We start from the raw sequence: 20717 nt of genomic DNA, 5'->3' as shown, positions 1-20717 counted from the left end.
GAGCACCCTTGCCGCATGCAAGAAGTACGAGGCAATCGGCGGATCCGGGCCGCGCACACCGGCACCACGGTGACCGTCTACCAGGCGTACGCGCCCTCACTGGGGCTGCCCGCGGCGCGCGACGGCCGGTTCCCGCCCGCCTGGAAGCGGGAGCGGATGACGTGGATCAAGCCGTCGTTCCTGTGGATGATGTACCGCTGCGGCTGGGCCGCCAAGGCCGACCAGGAGACGGTGCTGGCCGTCGAGATCACCCGCGAGGGCTTCGACCACGCGCTGCGCCACGCCTGCCTGTCCCACTACGAACGCGGCACCCACGCCGACCACGAGGCCTGGCAGCGGGCCCTGCGCGACTCCCCCGCCCGCGTCCAGTGGGACCCGGAGCGCGACCTGCACCTGAACCCGCTGGCCCACCGCTCGCTCCAGCTGGGCCTGTCCGGGCCGGCCTCGCGCGCGTACGCCGACGAGTGGACGGTCTCCATCCGCGACGTGACCCCGCTGGCCCGGAGGATCCACGGCCTGGTCCGCTCGGGGGACGAGGCCGCGGCGCGGGCGCTGCTGCCGGTGGAGACCCCGTATCCGGCGGGGCCGTTGGAGCACCTGGGCGCATAGCCAGACCGCGATCCGAAAAGCGGAATGCGAGGCATCGTTTTCGCAGCTCAGATGGGGTGGAAGGCCCTCCGGTCCCTGTTGCAGAGCGGTGACAGACGGGCGATGGATTGGTGATCCACGATGTGTGAAGATCAGTTCATCGCAGCAAGCGGCCGAGGAAGTCGAACCGGCGCCGGAGCGAGAACCCCGCACCACCCGCCACCGGCGCTCTGCCGCGGCACCTCGCACGTCCTCTTCCGTCTGCCCTGCCGGCCGCCACCGCTCTGCGCTGCTCGCCTGCCTTCGTGATTCCTTGGGGGGAGTCCACCATGTCCGCTCGCACCGCCACCCGCCGCAACCTCCGCTCCGCGGCCGCCACCGCCGTCGTCGCCGCCGTCGCCGGTACCGTCCTGATGCCGCTGTCGGCGTACGCCGCTCCGGCCGCCGAGAACCCGCACGCGCTGAAGATCACGATGGGCGCCCCCGCACCGAGCGGCCCGCTGACCCGGGGCGGCGCGACGGAGACCTTCGAGCTGACGGTCTCCAACCCCGCGGACAAGCCCAGCTCGTTCCACCCCTGGCTGCTCCTGCAGGGCGCAGGCGCGAGCCCGCTCCAGCAGAGCGACGTCGTCTTCAAGGTCGAGGGCGTGACCGCGCCGGCGACCGAGTCCTCCATCGGACAGCAGGACGGCGAGTGGCAGGGCATGTTCCACCCGGCGGGCAAGACGGGCGGCGAGGGCTTCGAGATCCCGGCGGGCTCCAAGCTGACCTGGAAGGTCACGATCGGCCTCGGCAAGAGCTACCCGACCACCAACGGTGACTTCACGCTGACGGCCACGAGCTACTCGGGCGAGGTCGCGGACGACGGCACCGCCGCCCTGACCTTCAAGACGGACCCGTCGGTCAAGAAGGGCAAGCTGGAGACCGCGTTCAAGAACGTCGGAGACTGCAAGGGCGTCCCGGCGCTCCAGTGCCGGGAGATGGACCTGAGCTACCGGCTCACCGGCGACGGCGAGTTCGGCACGGCGCTGCGCACGTCGGTGGGCGTGAACTTCGGCTCCAACGTCAAGGTGCCCAACCTCCAGCTGGAGATGCTGGTCGACGGCAAGTGGCAGGGTGTGAACACCTCCGACCCGTACAACTTCGACCTGCCGACGATCCCGAAGGGCTTCAGCGCCGCCGCCGGCGAGCGCATCGTGCACCTGCGGACTTCGCTGGGCCCGAACACGGACTTCAAGAAGGCCACCGACGTCACCCTGCAGGCCGGCGTCGGCCTGGCCGAGGGCAACACCTACGAGTTCGCGGGCAACGAGACGAAGTTCCAGCTCGCCCCGGCCACCACGACCACGTCGCCCTCGCCGACCCCGAGCAAGTCCGCCACCACGCAGCCGTCCACGAGCCCGTCGCCGTCCGCCTCGGCCTCCGCGACCGCGGTCGTCGCCGCGAACAGCAACACCAACACCAAGGCCACCGGCGCCACGGGCTCCCTGGCCCAGACCGGCGCCGACTCGAACACCGGCCTGTACTCCGGCCTGGCCGCCGTCCTCGTCGGCCTCGGCGGTGCCGCCACCTGGTTCGGCGCCCGCCGCCGCGCGACGCGCGCCTGATCACCCGCACCACGGCGAAGGGGCCCGGCACACCAAGTGCCGGGCCCCTTCGCCGTGCTCACCGAGCGGCATAGTCGACGAGCTGCGCGTCGAACGGCCACACGGCACGGAGCCAGTGCGTCACGGCCTCGTACAGCACCTTGTCGAGCGGGGCCCGGTCCTCCCGCACCCAGGAGCTGACGCTCACCCGCTCCGGCGCCTCGTGCCCCGGGTAGATGTAGAGGCAGCCGACGACCTCGTCACCGTCCAGGACGCTGTACGTGAACCCCTTCCGGTCCGCGAAATCCCGTGCGTGCCGCGCCAGATCGGCCAGATTCGCCTCGGCCGACATCCCCTCGGCGGGCGGCCACCCACGCCCCTGAAACCCGGGCGTGGCCCGCACGTGCGCGATGCTCCCGCTCCAGGCAGCGAGATCGCGCGCATTGTGCCGCTCCCCCAAGGGCTCCAACCGAAACCCGTCGCCGGCGAACGTGAGCGGCACGTCGAACCCGTCCGGCACCAAAGAACGTCGATCATCCATCCCCCGACCTTACGAACCGCCCCGCCCCCCGTCGCGTGGATTTCCGCCACGGACGGGCGCCGGCTCGCGCGCGTCATCTCGCGCCGTCACCCGGACTCCAGCGGGCACTTGATGTGGCGGTAAACGACGACCGCCGGCGCCGGCGCTCGTTCCAGCGTTCCCCTCTCCACCAGTTCCAAGGACTCGATGGCCCTCCGGCACGCAGGACACTGCTCGCCCTGCGGCGCGTAGGTGAGGTACTCCCCCTGACGTGCGTCAGGGGGACTGTTTCGCACCATTGGCTTGCCTTCCGCTCACGGTCTGCCGACGACGCCATGGTTGCCAGCCCTATCGGGATGATCTGGCCCGAGGCAGTCACCACGCGAGTCAAGGTCGGTCACGACCGCGAGCTGGTCAGCTCGTACCCCTACCGATCCGCCTGCCCTTCCACCACGTGGGCACGGCTGGCCCGCGACGCGACGCGGGACATCTTCCTCGGCGGGTACACCAACTACTTCTTCTGGACGCAGGTCCCCGACTTCGCGGGCCTCGTCCGTCGGAAGGCCGAGAGCGGGTGCCGGGTGCGTTTCCTGATCGGGGACCCCGACGGCGAGACCAGCCGGCAGCGCGAGGAGGTCGAGGCAGCCGCGCTGACCGTCTCCACACGGATCGGGATCACCCTGGAGCACCTGGCCCGGCTCGGTCCCCTGGAGGGGCTCGAAGCGCGCTTCAGCGCGCCCGCAGACGCCGTGAACCACGTCGGGCTCAGCGTGTTCCGCTGTGTCGGGCGCGTCGGCGGTCGTCATGGGCCGTGAAAGGGTGCGTTCTCCCGCAGCGGCGCACCGGCAACGGGCTTGGCCCCTGGCCGACGGGAGACGGAGCTCGGCGGAGGCGCTGCCCGTGGTCCCCGCCGTCCGGTCCCGTCGTGCGGTGAGCGGCGGCCGCGCGGCGGCTCGTACGCGGCGCTGCGGCCATGGCTGTCCCCCCACCGGGCGGATGCGGCAGACTGGAGGTTTGGCCGTCCGCGCCCGGGCGGCCACCCCCCGCAGGAAAGGGACGTTTGGTGAACGGGCCTCTCATCGTCCAGAGCGACAAGACACTGCTTCTCGAGGTCGACCACGAGCTCGCCGGGGCGGCGCGGCGGGCCATCGCCCCCTTCGCCGAGCTCGAGCGGGCCCCCGAGCACATCCACACGTACCGGATCACCCCGCTCGGGCTGTGGAACGCGCGGGCCGCGGGGCACGACGCCGAGCAGGTCGTCGACGCGCTCGTCGAGTTCTCCCGCTACCCCGTCCCGCACGCGCTGCTCGTCGACGTCGCCGAGACCATGGCGCGCTACGGCCGCCTCACCCTCTCCAAACACCCCGTGCACGGGCTGGTCCTGACCAGCACCGACCGGCCCGTGCTGGAGGAGATCCTGCGCTCCAAGCGGATCGCCCCGCTCGTCGGCGCCCGGCTCGACCCCGACACCGTCGCCGTGCACCCCTCCGAGCGCGGGCAGATCAAGCAGACCCTGCTGAAGCTGGGCTGGCCGGCCGAGGACCTCGCCGGGTACGTCGACGGCGAGGCGCACGCCATCGACCTCGTCGAGGACGGCTGGGCGCTGCGGCCGTACCAGCAGCAGGCCGTCGAGGGCTTCTGGCACGGCGGCTCGGGCGTGGTCGTGCTGCCCTGCGGCGCCGGAAAGACGCTGGTCGGCGCCGGGGCCATGGCGATGGCCAAGGCGACGACACTGATCCTGGTCACGAACACCGTCTCGGCCCGCCAGTGGAAGCACGAGCTGGTCAAGCGGACCTCGCTGACGGAGGAGGAGATCGGCGAGTACTCCGGCACCCGCAAGGAGATCCGGCCGGTCACGATCGCCACGTACCAGGTCCTGACGACGAAGCGGAAGGGCGTCTACCCGCACCTGGAGCTGTTCGACTCCCGGGACTGGGGCCTGATCCTCTACGACGAGGTGCACCTGCTGCCGGCGCCGGTGTTCAAGTTCACCGCCGACCTCCAGGCCCGGCGGCGGCTCGGCCTGACCGCGACCCTGGTCCGCGAGGACGGCCGCGAGTCGGACGTGTTCTCGCTGATCGGCCCGAAGCGGTTCGACGCGCCGTGGAAGGAGATCGAGGCGCAGGGCTACATCGCGCCGGCGGACTGCGTCGAGGTCCGGGTGAACCTGACCGAGAGCGAGCGGCTGGCGTACGCGACCGCCGAGACGGAGGAGAAGTACCGCTTCTGCGCGACGACGGCGACGAAGCGGAAGGTCACCGAGGCGCTCGTCGCCAAGCACAAGGGCGAGCAGACGCTGGTCATCGGTCAGTACATCGACCAGCTCGACGAGCTCGGCGAGCACCTGGACGCGCCCGTCATCAAGGGCGAGACCTCGAACGCGCAGCGGGAGAAGCTCTTCGACGCCTTCCGCGAGGGCGAGATCAGCGTGCTGGTGGTGTCGAAGGTCGCGAACTTCTCGATCGACCTGCCCGAGGCCACGGTCGCGATCCAGGTGTCCGGTACGTTCGGCTCCCGCCAGGAGGAGGCCCAGCGGCTGGGCCGCGTACTGCGCCCGAAGGCGGACGGCCACGAGGCGCGGTTCTACTCGGTCGTCGCGCGCGACACGATCGACCAGGACTTCGCCGCCCACCGCCAGCGCTTCCTGGCCGAACAGGGCTACGCCTACCGCATCATGGACGCCGACGAGCTCCTGACGACCGACGGCCCGACGGACTGACCGGCTGACCGGCTTTCCGGCCGTGAGACCCGGCTCGCCTCACCCGTCGTGGCCGGGCCGCGGATCTTCGACGACGCGGACATCCTGCTGCCCGAGGGGTGAGCTGCGGACCGGGAGCGGGAACAGGACGAGGCCCGGCCGCGGCTCCGGGCGGCGGCGGGCCGCCGCCCGGGCCAGGAGGGCGAGGAGCGGGACGGCCCAGACCCACAGGTGCGGCCAGTCCGACAGCAGCGCCCGGCCCGGGGCGGGCAGGTGCCGGGACCAGAAGGCGGCGGAGTCCCGCGGGAGCACCAGCAGCCCGAGCAGGGCGGTCCCGGCGAGGGCGCCCGAAGCCGTCAGAGCGGCCCGGATGCGGCCGGTCAGCAGCAGGTACGGGATGAGCAGCGCCGGGGTCAGGGTGATCCCGGCGGCCGTGCCCAGCGCGAAGCCCTTGCCGAGGGCGCCGCGGGGCCGGCGCAGGTCCCACAGGACCAGGCAGGTCAGCGCCAGGTTGATCTGCCCGGCGAGCAGGCTCTGGAACAGCGGCTCCACCCACAGCCCGGCGATGGTGGCCCCCAGGACGGCCCCGGGCCGGGCCCGCAGTCCCGCGAGGCGGCAGGACATCAGGATCAGCAGGGCGAGCAGGACCGCGTTGCCGAGCACGAAGACGGCCTTCAGGACGCCGGCGGGCAGCCAGGCGGCCGGGGTGAACAGGATCGCCGCGAAGGGCGGGTACGCCGCGGGAGGGCGCCACTCCGCGGCGCTGAAACCGGCGGCGAGGCCGTCGGCGATCGGGATCCGCACCACGATGCAGAGCACGCCGAGCACGAGGAGCGAGCCCGTGACCAGCACGCCGACCAGGGGCGACGTCGGGGGGCTGGAATGGAGACTCCGGGTCACGCGCGTGACCCTAGTGGATCACCGTGGGCGCCCCGCCGCTATCCGGCCAGCCCGCCACCCGGCCCGTGCGGTCGTACGGCAGGCCCGGGGCGGGGCGGGGGCTGCGGGTCAGCGGCGTATGACGCCCGCGTCCTCGGCGTACTCGCCCAGCACGACCACGCTCACGGCCGCGGAGGCGAAGACCTTCGCGGCCCGCAGGGCGTTGCCCACCAGGTGCCGGGGGCGGGAGTCGGAGGTGGCGGTGGCGCCGCTAGGGCGGCCGCCCCGGATCGGGGTGAAGGTTGCGGTGCTCATGTATCCATGGTGCATTTTCGTCCCGAATATCACATCGGTCTCCGGGTGGAATCGCAGGCCCTCCCGCCTCCTCCTCCCGGCCCATGCCGTCCCCTAGTGGCTCTGCCCGAGGTCTGACACTCCCCGGTATGACACCCGGACGGGCCTACCCCTGCCGAGGGACCTCCCGCCGGTGAATCCGCTCGCGCCGCGTCTGCGCACTGACTACAATCTCCGCTCTTGCCGCCTCCCGCCGCCGTTTCGGGGAGAGCCGCCCGCCGGACGGAAACCGGCGGGCATCGTTCCGTACCGATCAGCAGCTGGAGGCATTTCCGTGTCCGCGCACGCCCCCGAAACCGGCATCGACGACGACAGCGACAGCGGCTCCGGCGCCCACCACCCCCTCGCCCGCGAGCAGGCCCACCTCACCGCCTCCCGCTCCGCCCTGCGCGCCATGCGCGAGGACGTCGAGGCCCTCGACATCCGTGACGTCACGGCGAACTGGGTCAACGCGATCGTCCTCCAGGCCCAGATCGACGACCGGATCAAGGCCCTCGCCGACCTCGCGCACACCCCGCTCTTCTTCGGCCGCCTCAACTACCTGCACGCACCCGGCGCGGACCTCGCCGAAGGCGCGGAGGGCGAGCAGTTCTACATCGGCCGCCGCCACGTCCACGACGCCGACGGCGATCCGATGGTGATCGACTGGCGCGCGCCGGTCTCCCAGCCGTTCTACCGCGCCTCCAAGAACGATCCGCAGGACATCGCCCTGCGCCGCCGCTTCGGCTACACCGGCGGCGAGCTGACCGCGTACGAGGACGAGCACCTCTCCGACCCCTCTGAGGCGGCCGCCGTCAGCAAGCTGCTCCAGCAGGAGATCGAGCGCCCGCGCGTCGGCCCCATGCGCGACATCGTCGCGACGATCCAGCCCGAGCAGGACGAGATCGTCCGCTCCGGCCTGTCCGGGTCCGTCTGCGTGCAGGGCGGCCCCGGCACCGGCAAGACGGCGGTCGGCCTGCACCGCGTCGCGTACCTGCTGTACGCCCACCGCGAGCGGCTCGCCCGCACCGGAACGCTCGTCATCGGGCCGAACCGTTCCTTCCTGCAGTACATCGAGCAGGTCCTCCCGGCCCTCGGCGAGCTGGAGGTCAAGCAGGCCACCGTGGAGGACCTCGTCTCCCGCGACGGCCTGGAGATCCGCGGCGCCGACGCCGCCGCGGCCGCCGTGGTCAAGGGCGACGCCCGCATGGCGGAGGTGCTGCGCCGCGCGGTCCGCTCGCACGTCACCCCGCCCTCCGAGCCGCTGATGGTGGTGCGCGGTTCGCGCCGGTGGCGGGTGCCGGCGTACGAGCTGGCGGAGATCGTGACCGAACTCCTCGACCGGGAGATCCGCTACGGCGCCGCCCGCGACGCGCTGCCGCAGCGGATCGCGCACACCGTGCTCGTGCGGATGGAGCAGGCGGGCGAGGCGCCGGACGACCGCGTCCAGGACGCGGTGGCACGGAGCGCCGCCGTGAAGGCGGCGGTCAAGGCGGTGTGGCCGGCCGTGGACCCGGCCAAGCTGGTGCTGCGCCTGCTGTCGGACGCGGAGTTCCTGGCGGAGCACGCGCAGGGGGTGCTCTCGGACGAGGAGCAGCGGCTGCTGCTGTGGGCCAAGCCCTTCCGCAGCGTGAAGTCGGCGAAGTGGTCGGCGGCCGACCTGGTCCTGATCGACGAGGCGGCGGACCTCGTGGAGCGCACGCACTCGCTGGGCCACGTCGTCCTCGACGAGGCGCAGGACCTGTCGCCGATGCAGTACCGGGCGGTCGGGCGGCGCTGTACGACCGGCTCGGCCACGGTCCTGGGCGACCTCGCGCAGGGCACGACCCCGTGGGCCACGCGCAGCTGGGACGAGGCGCTGGCGCACCTGGGCAAGCCGGAGGCGGTGCTGGAGGAGCTGACGGCCGGCTTCCGCGTGCCGCGCGAGGTGATCGCGTACGCCTCGCGGCTGCTGCCGTCGATCTCGCCGGGGCTGGCCCCGGTCTCCTCGGTGCGTGAGACGCCGGGCTCGCTGGTCGTCGCGCTGGCGGCTGATCCCTCGGACCTGACCGCCTCGGTGATCGAGGCCTGCCGCGTCTCGCTCGGCCACGAGGGCTCGGTCGGCCTGATCGCGGCGGACGCCCGGATCCCGGAGCTGGCGAAGGCGCTGGAGGCGGCGGGGACGGCGTACCTCGCGCCCGGCGAGGAGACGACGGCGCACTCGCGCCTGACCCTGGTCCCGGCCTCGCTGGCGAAGGGCCTGGAGTACGACTACGTGGTCCTGGACGAGCCCGCCGCGATCGTGGCGGGCGAGCCGGACGAGCGCACGGGCCTGCGGCGCCTTTACGTCTGCCTCACCCGCGCGGTCTCGGGCCTGACGGCCCTGTACGCGGACCCGCTGCCCGGGGCCCTCGCCGGGGTGTGAGCGCGTACGGCGGCCGGCGCCCGCCCGGGGCACCGGCCGCCGGCCGTACCGCCCGCCGCCGGTGCGGGGCCGGCCCGCCGGCGGTGCGGTGCGGGGCGGGGCCGGCGGTACGCCTACGCCAGTGCGGCCCGCCAGTCGGCCACCGCCGAGGCCGAGACCGGGCCCGTCCAGCCGTCGGGCCGGGCCGCGCCGCCGATGTGGAACGCGTCGATCCCGGCGGCCCGCAGCGCCGGCAGGTGGGACAGCGTCAGCCCGCCGCCCACCAGGATCTGCGCCGTGTACCCCGGCTCGCCCCGCCGCGCCGCCTCGGCCAGCAGCACCGGCAGCCCCGCGTCGACCCCGGTCGCCGATCCCGCCGTCAGGTACGTGTCCGGCGCGGCGGACTCCGGCAGCTCCGCGAGCGCCTTGCGCAGCTGGTCCCGGTCCGCGGCCCGGTCGATGGCCCGGTGGAAGGTCCACTTGCAGCCGCCCAGCTCCGCCACGACCGCCTCGATCGCGGCCAGGTCCGGGCTGCCGTCCGGGGCCAGGAACCCGAGGACGAACTCGTCCGCCCCCTCCGCCCTCAGCGCCCGCGCCCGCGCGGCCAGCAGCTCCACGTCCGCGGCCGAGCCCGCCGCGAAGCCGTCGGCCGTACGGAGCATCACGCGCAGCGGGATGTCGACCGCCGCCCTGATCGCCGCGAAGGTCTCGCGCGGCGGGGTGAGCCCGTCGGCGGCCATGTCGGTGACCAGTTCGAGGCGGTCCGCCCCACCCTCCTGGGCCGCGACCGCGTCCTCCGCGTCGAGGGCGATCACCTCCAGGACTGCACGGTTGCTCATTGGGCCCCACTCCTCCGGAAAGCTGCTGGTATGGAAAATAGGTCTAGTCCAATATCCAGAGTACGGGCCTCCGCCCACCCTCCACCAGCACAATCACGCCACCCGCACAATGTGCGCATGGACCGCATGGACACCGCCCCGCTCCGCGCCCGCTGGCACGCGACCACCACCGCGGCCGGCGCGGCCGCCGGACACGATCCCGACCCGTACGCCGACCGGCTCCTCGCCGCCTGGGCGGAGCCCCAGCGCCGGTACCACACCACCGCGCACCTGGCCGACGTACTCGCGCGGATGGACGTGCTCGCCGCGCACGCCGCCGACCCCGCCGCCGTCGAGCTCGCCGCCTGGTTCCACGACGCCGTCTACCGCCCCGACCGCTCCGAGAACGAGGAGCGCAGCGCCGCCCTCGCCGAGCGCGCCCTGCCCGAGCTCGGCATCGACGCTGCCCGCACCGCCGAGGTGGCCCGGCTGGTCCGGCTCACCGTCACCCACGACCCCGCCCCCGGCGACACCAACGGCGAGGTGCTCTGCGACGCCGACCTGGCCGTGCTCGCGGGCGCGCCCGACGCGTACGCGGCGTACGTCGCCGCCGTCCGCGCCGAGTACGGCTTCGTCCCCGAGGAAGCCTTCCGCGCCGGCCGGGCCGCCGTACTGCGCCAGCTGATCGGCCTGCCCCGGCTCTTCCGCACCCCGTACGGGACCGCGCACTGGGAGGCCCCGGCCCGCCGCAACCTGGCCGCCGAGCTCGCCGATCTGAGCACCGGTCCCGCCGCCCGGGAATGAGATCCGCTTCGCGGCGGTTTGTGCAGAGCATGCCCTCCGCCGCAGCACGCTCCCGCATGCCCGTCGCCGTCTACGTCCTCGGCCTGTCCGTGTTCGCGCTCGGGACCAGCGAGTTCATGCTCTCGGGGCTGCTGCCGCCCATCGCGCAGGACATGGACGTCACCATCCCGCAGGCCGGCCTGCTGATATCGGCCTTCGCGATCGGCATGGTCGTCGGGGCGCCGCTGCTGGCGGTGGCCACCCTGCGGCTCCCGCGCCGCACCACCCTCATTGCCCTCATCAGCCTCTTCGGCCTCGGGCAGGTCGCGGGCGCGCTGGCCCCCTCGTACGAGCTCCTCTTCGCCTCCCGCGTCGTCTCCGCGCTCGCCTGCGCCGGCTTCTGGGCGGTCGGCGCCGCCGTCGCCATCGCGATGGTGGAGACGGACCAGCGGGCCCGCGCCATGGCCGTCATGATCGGCGGCCTGTCCATCGCCAACGTCCTCGGCGTCCCCGCCGGCGCCTTCCTCGGGGAGCACCTGGGCTGGCGGTCCGCGTTCTGGTCGGTCGGCGCGGCCTCGGCGGTCGCCCTCGCCGGCATCCTGACGCTGATCCCGGACATCCCGCGGCCCGCCGTACGCCCCACCCTCGCGCGGGAGCTGCGCATCTACCGCGACCGCCAGGTGTGGCTGTCGATCGGCGTCACGGCGCTGGCCGCGGGCGGGGTCTTCTGCGCCTTCAGCTACCTGTCGCCGCTGCTCACGGATGTCGCCGGACTGGACGCCGGCTGGGTGCCGTGGGTGCTCGCGCTGTTCGGGATCGGCGCGCTCGTCGGCACGACGATCGGTGGGCGGATCGCGGACGCGCACCTGTTCGGCGTGATGCTGTGGGGGATCACCGCCTCGACGGTCTTCCTCGTCGCGCTGGCCCTGTTCGCGTCCTCGGCGGCGGCAGCGGTGGGACTGTCGTTCCTGATCGGCGTCTCGGCGTTCGCCACGGCGCCGGCCCTCAACGCCCGCATGTTCAACGTGGCGGGCGCCGCCCCGACCCTGGCCGGAGCCACCACGACGGCCGCGTTCAACCTGGGCAACACGGGCGGCCCCTGGCTCGGCGGCACGGTCATCGACGCCGGCCGCGGCTTCGCCGCCCCCGCCTGGGCGGGCGCGGCGATGACGGTGACGGCCATCGCCCTGGGCGCGGTCGCCCTGCGCCTGCACACCCGCGCGCCCCAGCCCCCGACCCGCGTGATCGCCTCCTCGGCCCCGGCCGCAGCCGAGCCGGCCGCCACCCGCTGACCCCGCCCTGCCGGGCGCTACGCCGCCGGGCGGCCCTTCGGGCGGCGCAGGCCCGCGGCCGTCAGGCGGCGGACCAGTTCCTTGCTGCCGATCTCCACCGCGCCCGCGCCCACCGCGTCCGCGTAGCGGTGCGACGGCACGTCGTAGTGGTCCCGCTCGAACGCCTTCGCCGGACAGCCGACCGACGCCGCGAAGGCGTGCAGTTCCTCGTACGAGACGTCGCTCACCAGGTGCGACCACATGCGGCCGTGGCCCGGCCAGGTCGGCGGATCGATGTAGAGCGTCACCGGCGGCTCACCGGCCGGCGCCGAACACGGGGCCGAGGGCTCCCACCGCGGCGACCTTCACCCCGGCCTTGCCGCACACCCAGTGCGGGTCCGGCCCCAACTCCGGCTCCACGTCCAGCGCGTGCGGATCGCCGTGCGAGCAGACCGGGCACAGCGGCCAGCGCCCGTACTTCTCCAGCAGCGCGTCCTGCACGTCCTGGGCGACGAGTCCGGAGAGGTAGTCGACCCCCTCGGGCCACTGCTCCACCCACCACCGGCGGTGCGTGACCGAGTCCTCGACGAGGGAGACGACATCGGCGTCGGCGACCTCGCCGGCAGCGAGATCGGCGAGAACAAGTGCACGGGCGACGTGCAGCGCCTGTTCCAGGGGGGTCGCGTGGTCCATGCGCCCATTGTGGACCCGTATGGCCCACGCTGACGAAGGTCATTTCGTCACAGCGGCTCATGGCGCCTTGACGGCCCCCACGGCCGAAAATAGCTTTCAGGTGTGAGCGGCGACGTGAAGGAAACTTCCAGCACCCCGGCCCCGGCCGCCGATGCCCCCGCCCCCGGCGCCCTGCGGGCCCGGATCCGGGCGCTCGACCCCTCCATGACCCGCTCCGTCCGGGCCGTCGCCGAAACCGTCGCCGCCGACCCCGCCGGCTGCTCCCGCCTCACCGTCGGCGCGCTCGCCGCACGCACCGGCACCAGCGAGGCCACCGTCGTCCGCGCCGCCCGCCTCCTCGGCTACCCCGGCTACCGCGACCTGCGCCTCGCCCTCGCCGCGCTCGCCGCGCAGCAGGAATCCGGCGCGGCCCCCGCCCTCGCCGCCGACATAGCCGTCGACGACCCCCTCGCCGACGTCGTCGCCAAACTGGCCCACGAGGAGGCCCAGACCCTCGCCGACACCGCCGCCGGACTCGACCTGACCGCGCTCGCCGCCGCCGTCACCGCACTGGCGACCGCCCGCCGGATCGACATCTACGGCGTCGGCGCCTCCGCACTCGTCGGCCAGGACCTCGCCCAGAAGCTGCTGCGCATCGGCCTCGTCGCCCACGCCCACGGCGACCCCCACCTGGCCGTCACCGGCGCAGTCCAGCTGCGCCCCGGCGACGCCGCCGTCGCGATCACCCACTCCGGCGCCACCGGCGACGTGATCGACCCCCTCCGTACGGCCTTCGAGCGCGGCGCCACCACCATCGCGCTCACCGGCCGGCCGAACGCCCCCGTCTCCCACTACGCCGACCTCGTACTGGCCACCTCCGCCGCCCGCGAGACCCGGCTGCGCCCGGCCGCCATGTCCAGCCGGACCAGCCAACTCCTCGTCGTCGACTGCCTGTTCGTCGCCGTCGCGCAGCGGACGTACGAGAGTGCCGCCCCCGCGCTCGCCGCCTCGTACGAGGCGCTCGCCCCCCGCCGATCCGCCAGGAGCCCCCGCCCATGACCGGCCCGTACGCCGACGGCTCGTACGCCGCACTCCGCGCCCAGCTCGACACCCTGACCACCGAGGCCTTCCGCCCCGAACTCGCCGAGATCGACCGGCTGTCCACCCTGGACATCGCCCGCACCATGAACGCCGAGGACGCCGGCGTCCCGGCCGCCGTCGCCGCGCAGCTGCCGCGGATCGCCGCCGCGATCGACGCCATCGCTCTGCGGATGGCCCGTGGCGGGCGGCTCGTGTACGCGGGCGCCGGCACGGCCGGCCGCATGGGCGTCCTGGACGCCAGCGAGTGCCCGCCCACCTTCAACACCGACCCGGCGCAGGTCGTGGGCCTGATCGCGGGCGGGCCCGGCGCCATGGTCCGGTCCGTCGAGGGCGCCGAGGACTCGAAGGAGCAGGCCGCCGCAGACCTGGCCGCCCTGGACATCGGACCGGACGACACCGTCATCGGCGTCTCCGCCTCCGGCCGCACCCCGTACGCGATCGGCGCCGTCGAGTTCGCCCGTACGCGCGGGGCGCTGACCGTCGGCCTCTCCTGCAACGCCGGCTCGGCTCTGGCCGCGGCCGCCGAGCACGGCATCGAGGTCGTCGTCGGGCCCGAGCTGCTGACCGGGTCCACCCGCCTGAAGGCCGGCACCGCGCAGAAGCTCGTACTGAACCTCGTCTCGACCATCACCATGATCCGGCTGGGCAAGACGTACGGGAACCTGATGGTCGACCTGCGCGCCTCCAACGAGAAGCTGCGGGCCCGCTCGCGCCGGATCGTGGCGCTGGCCACGGGCGCGCCGGACGAGGAGATCGAGGCCGCGCTCGACGCCACCGGCGGCGAGGTCAAGCAGGCCGTGCTCGTGCTGCTCGGCGGCGTGGACGGCCCGGCGGCCGCCGAACTGCTCGCGGCCGCGCGCGGCCACCTCCGCGAGGCCCTGGCCATGGCCTCGGCTCCCTGACCTGCTGACTGCCCCGTTTCCCCGACGCAAGGCGATCACCACATGTCCACTGACAAGAACCGCGCCACCGCCGCCGCGATCCTCCCCCTGGTCGGCGGCCCGGACAACATCGGCTCGATCGCGCACTGCATGACCCGGCTGCGCATCGCCCTGCACGACCGCTCGCTGGTCGACGACGAGGCGCTGCGGGCGCTGCCCGCGGTACTGGGCGTCGTCGAGGACGACACGTACCAGATCGTGCTCGGGCCGGGGGCGGTCGCCCGGGTGACCCCGGAGTTCGAGGCACTGGTCGAGGAGGGCCGCTCCCCCCGTACCGCCGCGGCCCCCGTCACCGCCGGGGAACTGGCCGACCGGGGCGCCGCGTTGAAGCAGGCGCAGAAGGCCCGCAACAGCACCCCGGTGAAACTGTTCCTGCGCCGGATCGCGAACGTCTTCGTCCCGCTGATCCCGGCGCTCATCGGCTGCGGCATCATCGCGGGCCTGAACGGCGTGCTGCTCAACACCGGCCGGCTGCCGGCCGTGGTCCCCGCGCTCGCCGCGATCGCCTCCGGGTTCATGTCTCTGATCGCGGTCTTCGTCGGCTACAACACGGCCAAGGAGTTCGGCGGCACGCCGATCCTGGGCGGCGCCGTCGCCGCCATCATCGTCTTCCCCGGCGTCGCGAAGATCGACGCCTTCGGTCAGCACCTCTCCCCCGGCCAGGGCGGCGTCCTCGGGGCGCTGGCCGCCGCGTTCCTCGCCGTACGGGTGGAGAAGCTGTGCCGCAGGTGGGTGCCGGAGTCGGTGGACGCGCTGGTCACCCCCACCCTCACCGTCCTGACCTCCGGGCTGGTGACGATCTTCGGCCTGATGTTCCTCGCCGGTGAGGTCGCCACCGCCATCGGCTCCTTCGCCACCTGGATGCTCGCCGGCGGCGGCGCCTTCGCGGGGCTGGTCCTCGGCGGACTGTTCCTGCCGCTGGTGATGCTGGGCCTGCACCAGGCCCTGATCCCGATCCACACCACCCTCATCGAGCAGACCGGCCACACCGCCCTCCTGCCGATCCTCGCCATGGCGGGCGCGGGCCAGGTCGGCGCGGCGCTCGCGGTCTACTGCCGGCTGCCGCGCAACCGGTCCCTGCGCACCACCATCAAGTCCGCGCTCCCGGCCGGTTTCCTGGGCGTCGGCGAGCCGCTGATCTACGGGGTCTCGCTGCCGCTCGGGCGCCCCTTCGTCACCGCCTGCGTGGGCGGCGCGGCGGGCGGGGCGTTCGTCGGGCTCTTCAACCAGCTGGGCGTCGCCTTCGGCTCGACCGCCATCGGCCCCTCGGGCTGGGCCCTGTTCCCCCTGCTGGACGGCGGATCCGGCGCGGGCGTCACCATCGCCGTCTACGCGGGCGGCCTCGCGGTCGGCTACCTGGTGGGCTTCGCCGCCACCTGGTTCTTCGGCTTCACCCGCCAGATGCTGACGGACCTCAACACCGACCGGCAGCCCGTGGCGGACGCCGCCCCGACCGCGGACGCCGACAAGGAACCGGCGATGACCTGACGGCGCGGGGCCTACCCTGCGCCCTCGTCCGACGTGGCGGTCCGGCCGGTCAGGAAGTCGTTCCCGCCGGGACCCAGCCGTCGCCGCCGAGGGGGAACTCGTAGCCGGGACGCCCGTTGTGACCGCTGGTACGGAAGGGCTTTCCGCTGTTGTCGATCGTGACGGTGCCGTGGCGGGACCCGCTCGACCAGGCAAGCTCCAGGTACCAGCTCACGTCGTACGCGGAGGCGTCGGCCCTGACGTAGAACACCTCCGGTTCGGACTCGCTCACCTTGAACGGGAAGTTCGGCTGCCCCGCCTCGGGTACGACGGCCGGGCGCACGGCGTCGAGGGCGACGGTGAAGGAGCGCGTCGGCACCCCGGCGCCGCAGCCGACGCCCGGGTAGCCCATGGCGTAGTCGTTCCAGGCGAGCGGCGCACGCTTGCCCGCCATACGGACGGTCAGGCTCTCCAGGACCACGGTGTCCTTGCCGGTGCCCTGGAGGGTCAGCGTGACGTACTGCTTGCCCGCGGACACCGCTCCGACCGCCCCCACCCACGCGGGCGTGTCCCGTTCCAGGGGCGGCGGGGCCACCTGGGCCGGAGGCCTCTCGATCAGATAGTGCTGGTCGCACGGGTTTTCCCAGGTGTAGGGCTGGGTGGTCACCTTCACCGGCGTACCGGACGCGGTGTCGCCGCCGCGACCGGCGGGGGACGGGCTCGCGGTGGGGGCGGTGGGGGCGGTGCCGGCCGCCGGCGCGGAGTCCGAGGGCGAGGGCGAGGGCGAGGCTCCCGACCGTGCCGCCTCGGGCGCCCCCGTCGTCCCGCCGCCCGTACGCTGCCCCGCGCCGTCCGCGAGGGACACGGCACCGGCGGGGCGCTCCCGGACGTCGCCGTCTCGTGTCGGCAGATACACGGTGAGCGCCACCGCCCCGGCCACGACGGCCGCGGCGATCCCCGCGAGGACGGCCGTGCGGATCCGGCGGCGCCCGTTCGGCGCGGGCGGACCGGAAGGACCGGCAAGCTCGGCAAGCGGCTCGGCCGGGTCCGCCGAGTCGGCCGGGTCCTGCGACTCCGCCGGAAGCGTCTCTGCGGGCGCCTCCGCGCTCGGTGTTCTGGCGCCCGGCTCACCGCCCTTGCGCGGGCGGTTGGCGTCCGCCAGCACCCAGGCCCGGTGCAGTTCGACGAGTTCCTCGGGCGATGCCTTGCAGAGGCGGGCGAGCCGTTCGACCGGTGCGTAGTCCGCGGGGACCACGTCGCCGATGCAGTAACGGTGCAAGGTCGACGTACTCATGTGCAGCCGTTTGGCGAGCGTTCCGTAGCTGAGCCCGGACCGGTCCTTCAGCTCTCGCAGAAGCCGGGCGAACCCGGCATCAGCAGTGTCTTCCGACACTGTTCCTCCCACCCCGTGTCCCGTCACGCATCCCAGCAACAGGCTGTTTCAGCAGCTCAGAGCCTGTTCCAGCATCCCAGCGTCCCTGATCGCCCCTCGGGTGCCGCGGCTGGGACGGATCACCGCACAGGCTGAGGTCATCCAAGCACACGGCTCCCGGCTCCGGTCCCGACGGACCGCCGCCCCTGCCGGGCCATATGAAAGGCAATCAGCCATGACCGCGCTCCGCACCACCCGTACGACCCGACGTCTCGCCGGTGCCGCCGCCGTCGCCCTCGCCGCGCTCGCCCTCACCGCGTGCCAGAACGGCACGGGCCTCAAGGACGGAGGAGCCGCGACCGCCTCGGACTCCGCCACGGCGACCCCCTCGCCGACGGGCGCCACGAGCCCCGCCCCGGGCACCCCCGCCCCGGGCTCCACGCAGACCGGTACCGGCACGGGCAAGGGCACCGGCTCCGGCTCCGGCTCCGGCTCCGGCACCGGCACCGGCACCGGCTCCGGAGACGCGAAGGGCGGCTCGTCGGACCCGGCCGCCGCCGCGGGCAACCGCGTCCTGTGCAACGGCTCCAACACCGAGGTGACCGTCCAGCCGGTCGCCCGACCGCTCAACCACATGCTGATCTCGGTGAAGAACACCGGCTCGAAGTCCTGCGACCTGACGTACTACCCGGTCCTCCGCTTCGACGAGATGCAGTGGGCCCCGGCCCCGCGGCAGGAGACCCGCCCCCAGGCCGTGGTGTCCCTCGCGCCCGGCCAGTCGGGCCACGCGGCGGCCATGCTGGCGGCGGCCGACGGCAGCGGCGAGGGCGGAACGACCGGACAGAAGCTCACGATCGTCTTCCAGGGCCGCACGCCCAACAGCAGCGGCGGCGCGTCCGCCACCCCGTCCCTGCCGGCCAAGGGCGTCTACTACGACAGCTCGCTGACGGTCACGTACTGGCAGCAGAACATCGAGGACGCACTGGGCTCTTGAGCCGGAGTCTCGGCATACTCTCCGGCATGGAGATACCCCCGTCGTCCCGCCCGGCCGGATGAGCGCGCTGCCCCGGACCGTGCTCGGCCTCCCGGGCGGGTGGCTCCTGCGGCCCTGGGAGCCGTACGACGCCCCCTCGCTGGTCGCCTCCGGCACGGACCCGGACATCCAGCACTGGAACCGCACGGGCCGGTTCACCGAGGCCCGGGCCGAGGAGCGCATCGCGCGTTACCGCGCCAACTGGGAGGCAGAGAAGGCCGCGATCTGGGCGGTCGCCCCCGCCGCCGGCGTACCGGCCGCCGGCCTGATCGGCCTGGCCGACCTCGATCTGGCGGGCGGGAGCGGCGAGATCCTGTACTGGCTGCTGCCCGCGGCCCGCGGGAGCGGCGTGATGGCCGCGGCCACGGACCGGGCCGGCCGCTGGGCCTTCGAGGAGCTCGGCCTGCACCGCCTGCGCATCACCCACTCCGTGGCCAACCCGGCCTCCTGCCGCATCGCGGAGAAGGCCGGCTTCCCCCTGGAGGGCACCATGCGCGGCGCCCTCCTGCACGCGGACGGCTGGCACGACGAACACCTCCACGCCCGCCTGCGCACGGACTGACGTGATACGGCCCAACGCGCCGAATCGCCGTTAAGGCACCGAGCCCTGTTCCACGACCCACTCCACCGGTTGTCCCGTGACTTTTGCGATCCCGTCATAGTCCGCGTCGTAGTGGAGGACCACCGCCCCGTGGCGCTCCGCCGTGGCCGCGATCAGCAGGTCTGCCAGTGAGGCGCGCCGATGGTCACCGCTCTGCGCCAGCAGGCCCTGGACGTCGATGGCCCGCTCCCCGATCTCATCGGTCAGGGGAAGCCACTCGAAACCTCGGCGTACGGAACGCCCGCGCGCGTGGTCCTCGGCGTTGCGCGTGCTGTAGAGGACCTCCAGATCGACGACCGCGCATGTGGCGAGCAGACCACGCTCCAGAAGCGGCATCAGCCTGTCCCTGACGGTCGGCAGATGCATCCGGGCCCACGCGCTCTTGTCGACCAGATACCTCACCGCCATGCCTCACGCATCACTTCCGGGTCGCGCAGGTCGTCGAACACACCCTCGTCCATGAGTTCCACGAAGCGTCGTCGCCGAGCCGCTGCCACGAATTCCGCCAGTGCTCCGTTGATCGTCGCCCGCTTGGTCGTCGTCCCCAGTATTTCCGCCGCCTCGGCAAGGAGTACATCATCCAGGTCCACCATGGTGCGTGACATCGCGCCCTCCAGGCATACAGATTCGGCAGATCTGTATGCCATCATACCGCCAGGGCCGCCCTGCGGCCTGGTCACGAGGAGGCCCTCTGAGGGGGGCAGTCAGCCCAGGCGACCCCGCCCAGGAAGCGGGCGAGGTCGTCCACGGAGTAGCCGAGGTGCGGGCCCCGCTCGGCGGCCATCAGGAGCAGCTGGCCCACGATCTCCGCACCCCAGCCGTCCGGCCCGTCCGCCGACCACTCCCACAGCTTCTCGATCCCGAGGTCGGTCATGAGCAGCCCGTGTCCGGACCGGATCTCGCCGCACAGATCGGCGACGGCATCCAGCAGCCGCGCCCCCGGCCGCTCGCAGCGCAGTCCGAAGTACCCGTCGAAGTCCTCGGGCAAGCACCCCACGGGCGGTCCGGCCTTGATCGCGTCGTAGCGCGGGTCCGCGTAACCGGGCGCCCGGCCCACGGGACAGTGGACCAGCGTGAACCGGTGCCAGCCGGGTGGCGGAGGCGGCTGCGGCCGCCACGCCTTCAGCCCGAACGCCTCGTGGACGAGTGCCGTCGCCTCGTCCGCCGTCTCGGCCGTCCGGCCGATCCGCCGCTCCCCGTCGTCGCCGACCGCCGTCCACAGCCCACTGGCCTCGTGCAGCTCCACCCGCACCTGGAGCCCCATCCCTCTCCTCCTCCGCCCGGGCCCTGCCAGCCCCTTCTCCAGCCAGCACAGCTTCCAGGCCAGCTCGAACTCCCACGCCCGCGCGGCCGCGAGGCACCCCTCCAGGGCGGCCTCGTTCACGCGGGACGGGCCCTCTCGTGCAGGACGACGGCCAGCCGGAGCGCGGTGGTGACGTTGCAGCGGCCGAGGTCGATCAACGGCAGCCCGTACGTCCCCGCCGCCGAGACCCCGTCCACGTCCAGCGAGGGAAGTGTGACCCCGACCCCGGCGAGGGACTCCTTCAGCTGCCGGACGGCCTCCTCCGCCGCCTGCATCCGCTCCTTGGCCGTGAGCACCATGACATGTCACCTTTCCACTCTGAGTATTCAGCTTCGACACACAGAGTGGCGACGTGCTCGATAGCCTTT

The 20717-nt window shown here is 73.4% G+C and carries 22 protein-coding genes and 1 pseudogene; 12 read left to right on the top strand and 11 right to left on the bottom strand.

Going from position 1 to position 20717, the window contains the following annotated elements; genetic code table 11:
• Nucleotides 1-15: 15 nt before the first annotated feature.
• Nucleotides 16-609, top strand: coding sequence for a DUF4291 domain-containing protein (locus ACFXGI_RS20325; protein WP_384708279.1), 594 nt, complete (start codon nucleotides 16-18; stop codon nucleotides 607-609).
• Nucleotides 610-917: 308 nt separating this feature from the next.
• Nucleotides 918-2195 (top strand): hypothetical protein, encoded by a 1278-nt coding sequence (locus ACFXGI_RS20320; RefSeq protein WP_384708277.1) that lies wholly within the window; start codon nucleotides 918-920, stop codon nucleotides 2193-2195.
• 58 nt (nucleotides 2196-2253) lie between these two features.
• On the opposite strand, the gene ACFXGI_RS20315 is transcribed toward ACFXGI_RS20320, so the two are convergent.
• Complete coding sequence (locus tag ACFXGI_RS20315) at nucleotides 2254-2715, bottom strand: N-acetyltransferase (protein WP_384708274.1); 462 nt, start codon at nucleotides 2713-2715, stop codon at nucleotides 2254-2256.
• A gap of 335 nt (nucleotides 2716-3050) precedes the next feature.
• Here ACFXGI_RS20315 and ACFXGI_RS20310 point away from each other — a divergent pair.
• Both ACFXGI_RS20310 and ACFXGI_RS20305 read left to right on the top strand, forming a co-directional pair.
• Nucleotides 3051-3473, top strand: a pseudogene (locus ACFXGI_RS20310) (XRE family transcriptional regulator); the annotation flags it as partial.
• Nucleotides 3474-3757: 284 nt separating this feature from the next.
• Complete coding sequence (locus ACFXGI_RS20305; protein ID WP_351778195.1) at nucleotides 3758-5413, top strand: DNA repair helicase XPB; 1656 nt, start codon at nucleotides 3758-3760, stop codon at nucleotides 5411-5413.
• Nucleotides 5414-5452: 39 nt separating this feature from the next.
• Here ACFXGI_RS20305 and ACFXGI_RS20300 read toward each other — a convergent pair whose 3' ends face one another.
• On the bottom strand, nucleotides 5453-6292 hold the full coding sequence (locus tag ACFXGI_RS20300; RefSeq protein WP_384708271.1) for a glycosyltransferase family 87 protein: 840 nt from the start codon (nucleotides 6290-6292) through the stop codon (nucleotides 5453-5455).
• A 108-nt stretch (nucleotides 6293-6400) separates the two neighbouring features.
• Nucleotides 6401-6586 (bottom strand): hypothetical protein, encoded by a 186-nt coding sequence (locus ACFXGI_RS20295; RefSeq protein ID WP_030858490.1) that lies wholly within the window; start codon nucleotides 6584-6586, stop codon nucleotides 6401-6403.
• A 433-nt stretch (nucleotides 6587-7019) separates the two neighbouring features.
• Between ACFXGI_RS20295 and ACFXGI_RS20290 the strand changes: the two genes are divergently transcribed.
• Nucleotides 7020-9008: a HelD family protein gene (locus tag ACFXGI_RS20290; RefSeq protein ID WP_384708478.1), complete on the top strand. Its 1989-nt coding sequence runs from the start codon at nucleotides 7020-7022 to the stop codon at nucleotides 9006-9008.
• A gap of 113 nt (nucleotides 9009-9121) precedes the next feature.
• Here ACFXGI_RS20290 and ACFXGI_RS20285 read toward each other — a convergent pair whose 3' ends face one another.
• Nucleotides 9122-9826: a copper homeostasis protein CutC gene (locus tag ACFXGI_RS20285; protein WP_384708268.1), complete on the bottom strand. Its 705-nt coding sequence runs from the start codon at nucleotides 9824-9826 to the stop codon at nucleotides 9122-9124.
• Nucleotides 9827-9943: 117 nt separating this feature from the next.
• Between ACFXGI_RS20285 and ACFXGI_RS20280 the strand changes: the two genes are divergently transcribed.
• Entirely contained in the window at nucleotides 9944-10609 is a 666-nt protein-coding gene (locus ACFXGI_RS20280; RefSeq protein WP_384708265.1) for a hypothetical protein, read from the top strand.
• 56 nt (nucleotides 10610-10665) lie between these two features.
• The gene (locus ACFXGI_RS20275) at nucleotides 10666-11880 is read left to right on the top strand and encodes a Cmx/CmrA family chloramphenicol efflux MFS transporter (protein WP_384708262.1); all 1215 of its coding nucleotides are present in this window, start codon (nucleotides 10666-10668) and stop codon (nucleotides 11878-11880) included.
• 17 nt (nucleotides 11881-11897) lie between these two features.
• On the opposite strand, the gene ACFXGI_RS20270 is transcribed toward ACFXGI_RS20275, so the two are convergent.
• Together ACFXGI_RS20270 and ACFXGI_RS20265 are read right to left on the bottom strand one after the other, a co-directional pair.
• Entirely contained in the window at nucleotides 11898-12167 is a 270-nt protein-coding gene (locus tag ACFXGI_RS20270) for a DUF4031 domain-containing protein (protein ID WP_384708259.1), read from the bottom strand.
• Nucleotides 12168-12174: 7 nt separating this feature from the next.
• Entirely contained in the window at nucleotides 12175-12552 is a 378-nt protein-coding gene (locus tag ACFXGI_RS20265) for a hypothetical protein (RefSeq protein ID WP_384708256.1), read from the bottom strand.
• Nucleotides 12553-12654: 102 nt separating this feature from the next.
• Here ACFXGI_RS20265 and ACFXGI_RS20260 point away from each other — a divergent pair, with 102 nt between their 5' ends.
• Genes ACFXGI_RS20260 through ACFXGI_RS20250 form a run of 3 tightly spaced genes read left to right on the top strand, consistent with a single transcriptional unit; the run spans nucleotide 12655 to nucleotide 16061 of the window.
• Nucleotides 12655-13590 carry a MurR/RpiR family transcriptional regulator gene (locus ACFXGI_RS20260; protein ID WP_384708253.1) on the top strand — a complete coding sequence of 312 codons (936 nt, stop codon included), beginning with the start codon at nucleotides 12655-12657 and terminating at the stop codon, nucleotides 13588-13590.
• Nucleotides 13587-14534 (top strand): N-acetylmuramic acid 6-phosphate etherase, encoded by a 948-nt coding sequence (gene murQ, locus ACFXGI_RS20255; protein WP_384708250.1) that lies wholly within the window; start codon nucleotides 13587-13589, stop codon nucleotides 14532-14534. Before ACFXGI_RS20260 ends, murQ begins: the two co-directional genes overlap by 4 nt.
• A 42-nt stretch (nucleotides 14535-14576) precedes the next feature.
• The gene (locus ACFXGI_RS20250) at nucleotides 14577-16061 is read left to right on the top strand and encodes a PTS transporter subunit EIIC (protein ID WP_384708247.1); all 1485 of its coding nucleotides are present in this window, start codon (nucleotides 14577-14579) and stop codon (nucleotides 16059-16061) included.
• A 49-nt stretch (nucleotides 16062-16110) separates the two neighbouring features.
• Here the strand turns inward: ACFXGI_RS20250 and ACFXGI_RS20245 are convergent, their stop codons facing one another.
• Entirely contained in the window at nucleotides 16111-17433 is a 1323-nt protein-coding gene (locus ACFXGI_RS20245) for a helix-turn-helix domain-containing protein (protein ID WP_384708244.1), read from the bottom strand.
• A 214-nt stretch (nucleotides 17434-17647) separates the two neighbouring features.
• Here ACFXGI_RS20245 and ACFXGI_RS20240 point away from each other — a divergent pair, with 214 nt between their 5' ends.
• Together ACFXGI_RS20240 and ACFXGI_RS20235 are read left to right on the top strand one after the other, a co-directional pair.
• On the top strand, nucleotides 17648-18406 hold the full coding sequence (locus tag ACFXGI_RS20240; RefSeq protein ID WP_384708241.1) for a DUF4232 domain-containing protein: 759 nt from the start codon (nucleotides 17648-17650) through the stop codon (nucleotides 18404-18406).
• Nucleotides 18407-18464: 58 nt separating this feature from the next.
• Nucleotides 18465-19007 (top strand): GNAT family N-acetyltransferase, encoded by a 543-nt coding sequence (locus tag ACFXGI_RS20235; RefSeq protein ID WP_384708238.1) that lies wholly within the window; start codon nucleotides 18465-18467, stop codon nucleotides 19005-19007.
• A 30-nt stretch (nucleotides 19008-19037) separates the two neighbouring features.
• On the opposite strand, the gene ACFXGI_RS20230 is transcribed toward ACFXGI_RS20235, so the two are convergent.
• From ACFXGI_RS20230 to ACFXGI_RS20215, 4 genes are all read right to left on the bottom strand, one after another.
• The gene (locus tag ACFXGI_RS20230) at nucleotides 19038-19454 is read right to left on the bottom strand and encodes a PIN domain nuclease (protein WP_384708235.1); all 417 of its coding nucleotides are present in this window, start codon (nucleotides 19452-19454) and stop codon (nucleotides 19038-19040) included.
• Nucleotides 19445-19651, bottom strand: a complete 207-nt coding sequence (locus ACFXGI_RS20225) for a type II toxin-antitoxin system VapB family antitoxin (protein ID WP_383342827.1) — start codon at nucleotides 19649-19651, stop codon at nucleotides 19445-19447. The genes ACFXGI_RS20230 and ACFXGI_RS20225 overlap by 10 nt, the downstream gene beginning before the upstream one ends.
• Before the next feature lie 71 nt (nucleotides 19652-19722).
• A complete protein-coding gene (locus ACFXGI_RS20220) occupies nucleotides 19723-20430 on the bottom strand; it encodes a hypothetical protein (RefSeq protein ID WP_384708232.1) in 708 nt (235 codons plus the stop codon).
• Complete coding sequence (locus tag ACFXGI_RS20215) at nucleotides 20427-20648, bottom strand: hypothetical protein (protein WP_030858527.1); 222 nt, start codon at nucleotides 20646-20648, stop codon at nucleotides 20427-20429. Before ACFXGI_RS20215 ends, ACFXGI_RS20220 begins: the two co-directional genes overlap by 4 nt.
• Nucleotides 20649-20717 lie beyond the last annotated feature (69 nt).

This window comes from Streptomyces sp. NPDC059355 (assembly GCF_042752335.1).
In the GTDB taxonomy this organism is placed as follows: domain Bacteria; phylum Actinomycetota; class Actinomycetes; order Streptomycetales; family Streptomycetaceae; genus Streptomyces.
The sequence above is the reverse complement of the archived record's forward strand: the minus strand, read 5'-3'. Positions and strand labels throughout refer to the sequence as shown.